General features: G+C 75.6%; 2 protein-coding genes. Both read left to right on the top strand.

The features are described 5' to 3' along the window. Positions 1-58 precede the first annotated feature (58 nt). Positions 59-844: an ABC transporter ATP-binding protein gene (locus P1P70_RS42495; protein WP_319247547.1), complete on the top strand. Its 786-nt coding sequence runs from the start codon at positions 59-61 to the stop codon at positions 842-844. Then, the coding region (locus P1P70_RS42490; protein ID WP_319247545.1) for an ABC transporter permease at positions 841-3,238 on the top strand (2,398 nt) is incomplete at its 3' end. The genes P1P70_RS42495 and P1P70_RS42490, both read left to right, overlap by 4 nt.

The raw sequence follows: 3,238 nt of genomic DNA, 5'->3' as shown, positions 1-3,238 counted from the left end.
GCCCCCGCCTCCGCGCTCGCCATCACCCACCACCACCGGCGACCACGGCCCGCCCGTCATCGACATCCGTGAGGTGCGCAGGGCGTACGACGGTGAGGGGCCGCCCGCGCTCGACGGGGTCTCCCTGCGCGTGCGGGCGGGGGAGGCGGTGAGCGTCATCGGCCCGTCGGGGAGCGGCAAGTCGACGTTGCTCAACCTGATCGCGGGGCTGGACCGGCCGAGTTCGGGGAGCGTCACGGTCGACGGCGTGCGGGTGGACCGGCTGGGGGAGGCCGGGTCGGCGCGGTACCGGCGGGCCAAGGTCGGCATGGTCTTCCAGTTCTTCCATCTGCTGGACGACCTGACCGTCATCGACAACGTGCTGTTGCCAGCCCAGTTGGCAGGCCTGGGCAGGACCGAGGCCCGTCGACGGGCGGCGGGCCTGCTGGAGTACCTCCGTATCGACCGGCACACCCACGCGTATCCCGGCCGGTTGTCCGGGGGCGAACGGCAACGGGTCGCCGTGGCCCGCGCGTTGATGAACCGCCCCGCCCTCCTGCTCGCCGACGAACCCACCGGCGCCCTCGACACCGCGTCCGGCGACGACGTCCGCGCGCTCCTCACCGAACTCAACGCGGACGGTCAGACGATCGTCCTCGTCACCCACGACCCGCGCCTCGCCCGGGCCTGCGCGCATCGGACGGTGGAACTCGTCGACGGCCGGATCGTGCGCGACGAGCTGCGCGACGCGCTGCGTGACGAACCGCGGGGCGGCCGCCGCCTCGACGTGGGGGAGGACCCGCGCAACGGCCCCGGCGGCAGCGACGACCTCGGCGGCTCGGGCGTGGCGGCGGTGGGCCGGTGAGCGCGCTCGGGCGGGTGGTGCGGGCCGGCGTCGGGCGTCGGCGGGTGCGGACCGTCGTGATGGTGCTGACGACGCTCATGGCCGTGACCGCGTCCGTGCTCGCGGTCGGGCTGCTCGTCGCCGCACGGGCGCCCTTCGAGAGGGCCTTCGCGGAGCAGCGCGGCGCGCATCTGACGGGGCGGTTCGACGGGACGAAGGTGACGGCGGAGCGGCTCGCGGCGACCGCTGACGCGCCCGGAGTGACCGCCGTGGCCGGGCCCTTCCCGATCGTCTCGGTACGTCCCCGTACCGTCACGGGGTCCGAATTCCTGCCGGCCGGGGTCGACCTGCCGCCGATCACCGTCGTCGGCCGGAAGGACGCGGGCGGACCCGTCGACGTGATCGACCTGGTCGAGGGCGAGTGGGCCACCCGGCCGGGCCAGATCGTCGTGGCCGCCGACGCCGGGCCTTTCCGACCGGGCGACCGCCTGGCCGTCCCCGACGCACCGGGCGGCCCCACGCTGACCGTCGTCGGCATCGCCCGCTCGGTGACGGGCACGGGCGAGGCCTGGGTGACGCCCGCCCTGGCGGAGGCGCTGGTGGGGAGGGCCGACGGAGCGGAGGGCGCCGACGGCGGGACGGAGGGCGCCGACGGCGCGGCCGGGAGCCACGCCGACGGCGCGGCCGGGAGCGGCGACACCGCACCCGGGAGCGGCGACACCGCACCCGGAAGGGGCAACACCGCAAGCAGCAGGGGCGGTTCGACCGCGTACGAGATGCTCTACCGCTTCCGGCAGGCCGCGACCGAGGCCGACATGGCCGCCGCGCGCGCCGCGATCGTCGCGGACGTGCCGGAGGGGGCGATGAGCGGGGCGCAGTCGTATCTGACCGTGCGGCAGGACGAGACGGCGAACGCGATGGCGTTCGTGCCGTTCCTGGCGGCGTTCGGGGTGCTCGGGCTGTGTCTGTCGGTGCTGGTGATCGGGATCGTGGTGGGTGGGGCCGTGGGGGCGGCCACCCGGCGGATCGGTGTGCTCAAGGCGCTCGGTTTCACGCCCGCGCAAGTCGTACGGGCGTACGTGGCACAGGCCTTGGCGCCGGCTGCGCTCGGCTGTGCGCTCGGGGTGGTGCTCGGCAACGCGCTGGCCGTGCCCGTGCTGCACGAGGTGGGGGAGGCGTTCGGCGCGTCGGCCGGAGGGCTCCCGGTCTGGGTGGACGTCGTGGTGCCCGGCGCCGCGCTCCTGCTGGTCGCGGCCGCCGCCTTGGTACCCGCACTGCGCGCCGGACGCCTGCGGACGGTGGAGGCGATCGCGGTGGGGGCTGGGCCCGGAGGGGCCGGGCGCGGTGTGCCCCAGCGCAGGTGGGTGGCCCGCGCCGGACGCGCTGGATCCGAGCGCAGGAGGATGGCACGGCCAGGCCGGGCCCGACCACTGTCGCTGTTGCCTCCGGCGATCCGGCTCGGCCTGGCGCATCCCTTCGTCCGGCCCGCTCGGTCGGCGACGGTGGCCGCGGCGGTCGTCTTCGGCGCCCTGTCCGTCACCTTCGCCGTCGGGCTCGCGCTGACGCTGGGCAAGGTCCAGGAGGGCCGCATGCTCGACTCGGCCGGCTCGGTCGTGGTGGAGGCGGGCGGCGAGCGGGAGAAGGCCGATCCGGAGGCCGTCGCCGCCGTGCTCCGCGCCCAGGACGGCACCCGACGGTTCTACGGCACCGCCCAGGCCCAGGTCGCCGCATCCGGGGTCACCGGGGCGACGACCGTCGTGGCCTACGCGGGCGACTCGGCGTGGGGCGCGCCCGAGCTGGTCTCGGGGCGGTGGTTCGACGGGCCCGGCCAGGCCGTGGTGACCGGCCGGTTCCTGACGGCCGCCGGCATCGGGGTCGGGGACACGGTGACCCTCGACGAGAAGGGCCGACGGGCCACCGTACGGATCGTCGGCGAGGCCTTCTTCACCCAGGACGAGGGCATGGCACTCCTCACCTCGACCGCCACCCTCACCGAACTCGGGCTGGGGGAGCGGGCGTTGCCCGGCCGGTTCCACGTGGAGACCGCGTCGGGCACCGACCCGGCGCGGTACCTGGAGGCGCTCGGCCGTGCGCTCGACGACGCGGGTCTCGCCGCCTTCGCCCGCGCCGCCGACGCCAACTCCTCCAGCGTGATCGTGGCCATGGACGCGCTGATCGGGATGCTCACGCTGATGCTCGTCGTGGTCGCCGGGCTCGGCGTCCTCCACACGGTCGTCCTCGACACCCGCGAGCGGGTGCGCGACCTCGGAGTCCTCAAGGCACTCGGTATGACACCCCGCCAGACCGTCGCGATGGTCGTCACCTCCGTCGCCGGGGTCGGCCTGCTCGCCGGGCTGGTCGCGGTCCCCGCCGGAATGGCCCTGCACGGGGTCGTCACGCCGTTCATGGGCGACG

Source organism: Streptomyces sp. MB09-02B, from assembly GCF_033794485.1.
Lineage (GTDB): Bacteria > Actinomycetota > Actinomycetes > Streptomycetales > Streptomycetaceae > Streptomyces.
The sequence above is the reverse complement of the archived record's forward strand: the minus strand, read 5'-3'. Positions and strand labels throughout refer to the sequence as shown.